5 protein-coding genes are annotated in these 8,032 nt (G+C 70.8%); 4 read left to right on the top strand and 1 reads right to left on the bottom strand.

Annotated features, from left to right (window positions below; genetic code table 11):
- Window positions 1-24 precede the first annotated feature (24 nt).
- Entirely contained in the window at window positions 25-3,855 is a 3,831-nt protein-coding gene (locus EES42_RS00790; RefSeq protein WP_124716173.1) for a sensor histidine kinase, read from the bottom strand.
- Between the two features lie 577 nt (window positions 3,856-4,432).
- On the opposite strand from EES42_RS00790, the gene EES42_RS00785 reads away from it, so the two are divergent.
- From EES42_RS00785 to EES42_RS00770, 4 genes are all read left to right on the top strand, one after another.
- Entirely contained in the window at window positions 4,433-4,621 is a 189-nt protein-coding gene (locus tag EES42_RS00785) for a hypothetical protein (RefSeq protein WP_124716172.1), read from the top strand.
- Between the two features lie 163 nt (window positions 4,622-4,784).
- On the top strand, window positions 4,785-5,561 hold the full coding sequence (locus EES42_RS00780) for a fumarylacetoacetate hydrolase family protein (RefSeq protein WP_124716171.1): 777 nt from the start codon (window positions 4,785-4,787) through the stop codon (window positions 5,559-5,561).
- Window positions 5,554-7,026, top strand: a complete 1,473-nt coding sequence (gltX, locus tag EES42_RS00775; RefSeq protein ID WP_124716170.1) for a glutamate--tRNA ligase — start codon at window positions 5,554-5,556, stop codon at window positions 7,024-7,026. Before EES42_RS00780 ends, gltX begins: the two co-directional genes overlap by 8 nt.
- A gap of 199 nt (window positions 7,027-7,225) precedes the next feature.
- Window positions 7,226-7,945, top strand: coding sequence for an HAD family hydrolase (locus EES42_RS00770; protein WP_124716169.1), 720 nt, complete (start codon window positions 7,226-7,228; stop codon window positions 7,943-7,945).
- The last annotated feature ends 87 nt before the right edge of the window (window positions 7,946-8,032 follow it).

The raw sequence follows: 8,032 nt of genomic DNA, 5'->3' as shown, positions 1-8,032 counted from the left end.
TGCGGCCTGACTCATCGGGCTCAACTAACGCTCCTGCTGGTGAGTGGGGCCGAGTGGGAAACTGCCGGTCGACTGGCCGTTGTTGGCCTGCCGCCCTTGCTGGATGCCCCGGCGGAGATTGGTCAACCGCCCGCGTACATCATCGGGGGCACGTGACACCTGAGGACCGGACTGATGGTTCTGCTGCTGAGCGGTGCCCGGCACCAGGTTGGCGCGAGGCACTCGGCGCGGCAGTCCGGAAGTGGTGACTCCGCCTGCCGCGGGCTTCTTGACCCGCTCCGCCTGCCGTACGAGTTCGTCGTTCGGCGAGGGGCGCCAGGAACTTGTGGTGCTGCCCGGGTCGTCCCCGGTGCGGCGCGGCGCCGAGGGAGCCGAGGGCTCCTGGGCCGGCTGCTGCTGGTGGACGGGCCCGGGTGCCTGCGGCTCGGCGGGCGGCTGCTGGCCGCCCGGCTGCGGGCCGTGGAACCAGTTCGTCTCCAGGGTGTCGTACAGCGGCGTACGACCGTCCCCGGGGCCGGCCGCCGGAGGCAGCGCCTCGGGCTGCGGCTGCGGGGGCAGGACCGGACGGTACTGCGCGTCACCGCCGGGCGTGGCGGGCGGACGCGGAGCTCCGAAGTCCTCGTCGTCCCGGCCGCGCTGACGCGGCGCCGGCAGACCCTGGTCCTGGGACCGGGCGGGCTGCTGCTGTCCGAAGTCGGGGCGGGCGAACTGCCCGGTGCTCGCCGGGTCCTGGCCGGACCGGTCCTGCGAGCCGTACGGCTGCGGGGCGGGAGCGGAGAAGTCCGGGCGGGCGAACTCGGCGGTGGAGCCGGGTCCCTGCCGGTCGTCCATGGGCATCCGCGGCGTGAGCGGCGGGTTCATCGGTCGCTGGAACTGGCCGGTGGACTCGGGGTCCTCGTGACCGCGCGGGGCGTCCAGCGGAGTCTGCCGCGGCGCGGACGGCTCCTCGGTGCCCCAGCTGGTGGTCTGCGGACGCTGCGGCTGCGGATTGCCGCCGGGCAGCTCGGCCCGCGGGCCGCCGACCGGGGGCAGCTGACGGCCGGGCCCGTCCTGGCCGGCGGGCTGCTGGAAGCCGCCCTGGCCGACCGGGTTCTGCCGGGCCTGCTGCGGCTGCTGCTGGGAGGGCTGCTGCCACGGGACGGGGCCGTTGCCCTGCGGGCCGTTCTGGTCCTGGCGGTCCGGGGCGTGGCGGTTCTGGTCCTGGCGGTTCTGGCCGAACAGGTCGGGGCGGCCCGAGTCCGTACGGCCCGGTCCGTCGCCCTGGCCGCGGGCACCGAGGCGGGCGCCGTTCCCGAAGGCACCGGCGAGGCCGCCGCCGTGACGCTGCGGCTCCGGACGGGAGGCGTCCTGCGGACCGGTGCCGGACAGCCCGCCGGACTGGAATCCGGCGTTCTGCTGACCCTGGTTCTGCTGGCCCTGCTGGCCCTGCTGGCCCTGCTGGCCCTGCTGGCCCTGCTGGCCCTGCTGGGCTGCCTGGTGGCGGGGGCCGCCGTCGCGGGAGGGCAGCGCGGCACGAGGCGCGGAGCCCGCACCGACCTGGCCGCGCGAGGCGCCCGGACCCGAGGCGAGCCGACCCGCCGGGCCCGAGGCGGGGCCGCCGAGGCCGGGACGGGAGGCGTTGCCCGGGCCCCCCGGGCCACCGCCGAGCAGACCGCCCGGGGCACCGGACTGCTGTCCGGGGGCCTGCTTGGGAACCGGCTGCTTGCCGCCGTGCGCGACATCGACGGGCAGCATGACCAGCGCGGTCGTGCCACCGGAGTCGGAGGGCCGCAGCTGGATCCGGATGCCGTGACGCAGCGACAGCCGGCCGACCACGAACAGACCCATGCGGCGGGAGACCGAGACGTCCACGGTGGGCGGCGAGGCGAGCCGCTCGTTGATCGCGGCGAGGTCCTCGGGGGAGAGGCCGATGCCGGTGTCGTGGATCTCGACCAGCACCCGCCCGTCGGGCAGCGCGTGACCGGTGACCCGGACCTTCGTCTGGGGCGAGGAGAACGACGTGGCGTTCTCCAGCAGCTCCGCGAGCAGGTGGACGAGGTCGTTGACCACGCGGCCGGCGACCTCGGTGGCGGGCACCGCCGCCAGTTCGATGCGCTCGTACTGCTCCACCTCGGAGGCGGCGGCACGCAGCACGTCGACCAGCGGGACGGGGCGGGTCCACCGGCGGCCCGGCTCCTCGCCCGCGAGGACGAGGAGGTTCTCGCCGTTACGGCGCATACGGGTCGCGAGGTGGTCGAGCTTGAAGAGCGAGGAGAGCTGGTCCGGGTCGGCCTCGCGCGACTCCAGTTCGGAGATGAGCGAGAGCTGACGCTGGATGAGGCCCTGGCTGCGGCGCGAGAGGTTGGTGAACATCGCGTTGACGTTGCCCCGCAGAAGGGCCTGCTCGGCGGCGAGACGGACGGCCTCGCGGTGCACGTCGTCGAAGGCCGCGGCCACCTTGCCGATCTCGTCCCGGGAGTGCACACCGACCGACTCGACCGAGGTGTCCACGTCCTGCGGGTCGGCCTCGGAGAGCTGCTTGACGAGCTCGGGCAGACGGTCCTGGGCGACGCGCGTAGCGGTGTCCTGGAGGCGGCGCAGCGAGCGGATCATCGACCGGGCGACGACGAAGGCGCCGACCAGCGAGACACCGAGCACCAGCAGGATGAGCGCACCGCTGATGATCGCTTCGCGCTTCGACTCGTCGCGGAGCTCGCGGGCCTTGCCCTCCATGTCGCTGAGGAGGGTCTCCTCGATGGTCTTCATGGCCTGGATCTTGGTGGAGCTCTGGTCGTACCAGTCCAGGTAGGAGCGGCGCGCGGTGCCGGTCATGCCCGAGGGGCTGTCCAGCACCTTCTTCGCGTAGGTGTTGGCGGCCTTGATCTCCGGGTTTCCCTCGTCGAGGGTGGCGGTCAGCTCCTCGGCGTTGTTGCCGGTCGCCTTGTACACCGCCTTGAAGGAGCGGAGGGCCGAGGCCTCCTTGCGCAGCGCGGCGCGGCCGAACTGCTTGTCGTTCTCGTCGAGATGCGGCTGCTTGTCGTTGCCGCCGGGGAGCGCGGCGGCGATGATCGCCCGCTGGACCGAGGCGTACTCCTTGGCGGAGGAGAAGGCCGCGAGCGCCCGGGTCCGCTTGATCATCTCGGAGTTGCTGGTCGCCTGCGCCATGTCCTGCGAGAGGCTCAGCAGCGAGGTGATCAGCTGGCTGTACTGGTCGACGGTCTGGAGGCTCGGAGTGCCGTCGGCGTACGCCGTCTTGCGGATGTTCCGGATGTCGGCGAGCTGGCTCGCGATCTGGGTGACGCTCGAATAGATGCCTTCGAGGGCCTCGTCGCCGGTGGGGTCGCTGATCGAGGTGGTCGCGTCGAGGAAGGCCGTCTTCGCCCGGTCGGTCTTCTTGCGGGGCTCGGTGACCTTGAAGTCGTCGGCCTTCACCCCGTTGGCCAGCGGACCCGCCGAACGGTCGCGCTCCTCCTGGAGCGCCTGGGCCAGCGACGTCGCCTGCTTGGTCATCCGGGTCAGCAGCTGCATGTGGTCCAGCTGCTGGATGTCGTTCATGGACTCGTTGATCCGCAGACCACCCAGCGTGGTCGCGGCGACCACGGGGAGGGCGAGCAGGGAGACCAGACGGGTGCTGATGCGCCAGTTGCGAAGAGCGACTCGGGAGCCGGTGCTGACGGACCCCCGGGACTTGGCCGACGTGCCCGGATCCGTGTCGCCGCTCGCCGCGGCACCGGGGCGCTGGGCGCGGTCGCCACTGTCACCGGCCGCGGCAGGCCCGGGGTTCTGGGCGTGCTGGGCCGAGGAACCGCGGTCGGTCCCGCCGTGCGGCTCCTGCTCCGCCGCAGCGCTGCCATCCCTCTTGAAACGTCCCTGCACTAGCGTCGCAACCTCTGGACCAGGCGTCCCCCCGCTGGGCGGTGGGACGGTGTCGGCGTCGTGGGGCGTTGTACCCGCCCCATGGTGGTCGTGAGTGACCGGCGTCCTTCCCCTTCCCGCCGCCACTCGGCGCTCCGTTGCGCCCCCTGCGCGCCGGCTTGAAACCCGCGGCGGTGCGTGGAATTCCAGCACAGTGCCGGATCTCCAACAAGGGCCCAACGCCGGGCCGTGACATGGGTGACGCGTTGTGATGAATGAGTAACAAGCCGTGGAGCGTGATCATGGGTAAAACGGATGATTGCGGGCGAATCAGTGAAGCGTAAAGGGTGTCCCAGTCGACATGATCAGGAGCGGAATGGCTGATTCAGTTACGTAATGTCCGTTTCTGTCGACCCGATCGACCGCCCGGAATGGGGGAATTGTCTGCCCGGTCGTGAGGAAACTCACATGATGATCGTCGTCTCTTCCGGGCTTCCGGAGGGAATTGGATGTTTAGCCTGACGCTTTACAGGGATGGCAAATCCGACAACCGGCGCCCCTTCGGGCGGCGCCCGAACCGACAGGGTCCGATCGGCAGATGAAGACGACGATGATGTTCCGCAACATTGCCAACCCCCGGCGCACCACGCTGGCGCACCTCAAGGACGCCGACGGACTGCGGACGCCGGAGCAGCCGGAGCACGCCGTGGACCTGCCCACCCAGACGGCCAACCCCCGGCGCACCATCCTGATGGAAGCCCCGGTCGCCACCGCCGTCGCGCAGTAGCCCGGACGCCGTCCCCTCTCAGAGCCTGTCGGCCGGCCTCCGAGCGAAGGTCACCCGGCAGGCTCTCGCTCGCGCCGCCCGGTAATCGGGGCAGGTCCCGACGGGCGACGCGTTAGCCTGGAGCGTCAGTCTTCAGCCAGCAAGTGAGGGGCGACAGCATCCCGTGCGCATCGCCAGGTTCTCCATCGACGGCAATGTCGCCTTCGGCGCCGTCGAGGGCGAGGGGCCCGATGGTCTCGTCCTCGACATCATCAAGGGCATCCCGTACGCCGAGTTCGAGCTCTCCGGTACCAAGGTCCCGCTGAGCAAGGTCCGCCTCCTGCCCCCCGTGCTCCCCAACAAGGTCGTGGCCATCGGCCGCAACTACGCGGAGCACGCCAAGGAGCTGGGCAACGAGGTACCGGACGTACCCGTCGCCTTCTTCAAGCCCACCACCTCGGTGATCGGCTCCGGCGACGCCATCGAGTACCCCTCCTTCTCCAATGAACTCCACCACGAGGCCGAGCTGGCCGTGGTCATCGGCCGCATGTGCCGGGAAGTTCCGCGCGAGCGCGTGAAGGACGTCATCTTCGGCTACACCTGCGCCAATGACGTCACCGCCCGCGACGCCCAGAAGCGCGAGAAGCAGTGGGCCCGGGCCAAGGGCTTCGACACGTCCTGCCCGCTCGGCCCCTGGGTGGAGACCGACCTCGACCCCCACGACCTCACCATTCAGGCGACGGTCAACGGAGAGCAACGGCAACTCGGCCGTACGAGCGACATGATCCGCTCGATCGAGGATCTGGTCGTCCACATCACGGAAGCCATGACGCTGCTCCCGGGCGATGTGATCCTCACCGGCACTCCCGCAGGGGTCGGACCCCTCCATGTCGGCGACGAGGTCGCCGTCACCATCGAAGGCATCGGCACTCTCACCAACAAGGTGATCAAGCGTGGCTAACGCACCTGTACGCGTCCGTTTCTGTCCCTCGCCGACCGGCAACCCCCATGTGGGCCTGGTCCGCACCGCCCTGTTCAACTGGGCCTTCGCCCGGCACCACGGCGGCACCCTGGTCTTCCGCATCGAGGACACCGACGCGGCCCGCGACTCCGAGGACTCCTACAACCAGCTCCTGGAGTCGATGCGCTGGCTCGGCTTCGACTGGGACGAGGGTCCCGAGGTCGGCGGCCCGCACGCCCCGTACCGCCAGTCGCAGCGCATGGACATCTACAAGGACGTCGCCGACAAGCTCCTCGCCGGCGGGTACGCGTACCACTGCTACTGCACCACCGAGGAGCTCGACACCCGCCGCGACGCCGCCCGCGCCGCCGGCAAGCCGTCCGGTTACGACGGCCACTGCCGCGAGCTGAGCGCCGAGCAGATCGCCGCGTACGAGGCCGAGGGCCGCACCTCCATCGTCCGCTTCCGGATGCCCGACGAGGCGCTCACCTTCACCGACCTGGTCCGTGGCGAGCTGACCTTCCAGCCGGAGAACGTGCCGGACTACGGCATCGTCCGCGCCAACGGCGCCCCGCTCTACACGCTGGTCAACCCGGTCGACGACGCGCTGATGGAGATCACCCACGTCCTGCGCGGTGAGGACCTGCTCTCCTCCACCCCGCGTCAGCTCGCCCTGTACAAGGCGCTCATCGAGCTGGGCATCGCCAAGGACACCCCGGCCTTCGGCCACCTGCCGTACGTCATGGGCGAGGGCAACAAGAAGCTCTCCAAGCGTGACCCGCAGGCGTCCCTGAACCTCTACCGCGAGCGCGGCTTCCTGCCCGAGGGACTGCTCAACTACCTCTCCCTGCTGGGCTGGTCCATCGCCGAGGACCGCGACATCTTCTCGATCGACGAGATGGTGGCCGCGTTCGACATCGCGGACGTCAACGCCAACCCGGCGCGCTTCGACCTGAAGAAGTGCGAGCACATCAACGCCGAGCACATCCGCAAGATGGACGTGAAGGCGTTCACCGAGGCCTGCGGCCCCTGGCTGAAGGCGCCGTTCGCCCCGTGGGCCCCGGAGTCCTTCGACGCGGAGCAGTTCGCCGAGATCGCCCCGCACGCCCAGACCCGCGTCACGGTCCTCTCCGACATCACGGCCAACGTCGACTTCCTCTTCCTCGACGAGCCGGCGACCGACGAGGCGTCCTGGAACAAGGCGATGAAGGAGGGCTCCGAGGCCCTCCTCACCACGGCCCGCGCCAAGCTGGCCGAGGCCGAGTGGAACGCGGACGCCCTGAAGAACGCCATCCTCGCCGCGGGCGAGGAGCACGGCCTGAAGCTCGGCAAGGCCCAGGCCCCGGTCCGTGTCGCTGTCACCGGCCGCACGATCGGCCTGCCGCTCTTCGAGTCCCTGGAGATCCTGGGCCGCGAGAAGACCCTGGCCCGCGTGGACGCGGCGCTGGCCAAGCTGGCCGCGTAACACCCGTACGACGCCCGAGGGGGCGGCCACCGGTTTCATCCGGCGGCCGCCCCCTCCGTCGTTGCCGGGGCCGTGCACCGGCCGGCCACGAGCAGGGCGGCGACCGCACCGGACCGCGCGTGAAGTGATCCCGGCTGCGGGACCCGGGGCACCGTGCGACGCCCTCCCGCGCCCGGCACGCGGCCGCTAGCCTGGCCGCATGGTCATCCGAGCCGTGCTCTGGGACATCGACGACACGATCTTCGACTACACCACCGCCGACCGCCTCGGCATGCACAAGCACCTCGAACACGAGGGCCTGCCAGACGGATACGAGAACGTCGAGCAGGCCCTCGTCGCGTGGCGGGAGCTCACCGACGTGCACTGGGCGCGGTTCGCCGCCGGGGAGACCGACTTCCAGGGGCAGCGCCGGGAACGGGTCAGGGAGTTCCTCTCGCGGCCGCTGGGCGACGCCGAGGCCGACGGCTGGTTCGCCCGGCACGCGGCCCACTACGAGGCCGCCTGGTCGCTCTTTCCGGATGTGCTGCCCGCCCTGGACCTGCTGGCGGACGGGTTCCGGCACGCGGTGCTGTCGAACGCCAGCGTCCACAACCAGGACCGGAAGCTGCGCAGACTCGGAGTGCGGGACCGGTTCGAGGCCATGGTGTGCGCCGTGGAGCTGGGCATGTCCAAGCCCGATGCCGGCGCCTTCCACGCCGGCTGCGAGGCGCTGGCGCTGGAGCCCCGGGAGGTCGCGTACGTGGGGAACGAACCGGATATCGACGCCGGTGGGGCGGCCGCCGCCGGGCTGATGGGGATCTGGCTGGACCGGGGCGGGCGCGGTGGACGGCCCGAGCTGATCCGCATCAGCGGGCTCGATCAGCTGCCCGGACTGCTGGCGGGCAATACCCGTTTTGGAGCGCCGGACACCTTCGGGTAATGTTCTTCCTGCGCCGCCCGAGCGGAACGAAAGATCCGAACGGGAAGCGCAAGCCGAACAAAACCCCTCACCGGGGTTGAGTTTTGG

The organism is Streptomyces sp. ADI95-17 (genome assembly GCF_003846175.1).
Taxonomy (GTDB): domain Bacteria; phylum Actinomycetota; class Actinomycetes; order Streptomycetales; family Streptomycetaceae; genus Streptomyces; species Streptomyces sanglieri.
The sequence above is the reverse complement of the archived record's forward strand: the minus strand, read 5'-3'. Positions and strand labels throughout refer to the sequence as shown.